This window comes from Leisingera sp. ANG49, assembly GCF_059694505.1.
Window position 1 is genome coordinate 1 of the sequence record NZ_JCATZN010000084.1, and the last position, 224, is coordinate 224.

Annotated in this window: 1 pseudogene; it reads left to right on the forward strand. The window is 57.6% G+C overall.

Going from position 1 to position 224, the window contains the following annotated elements:
* Window positions 1-224 (forward strand): annotated as a pseudogene (locus tag AC58NV_RS23840) (IS481 family transposase); the annotation flags it as partial.

The window sequence follows — 224 nt, forward strand, 5'->3', positions numbered from 1 at the left end:
CGACCGCACTTCCAAGTTCGCCTATGTCGAGCTGCACGAGTGAGCGGGCAAGATGGTCGCGGCCCAGTTCCTGCGCAATCTCATCGCTGCAGTGCCCTACAAAATCCATTCTGTTCTGACGGATAACGGCATCCAGTTCGCCAATCGCAAGCAGGACACACCGGCCTTCGCACACATCTTCAGCTGCGTTTGCCGTGAGTATGGCATCGACCAGCGCCAGACTA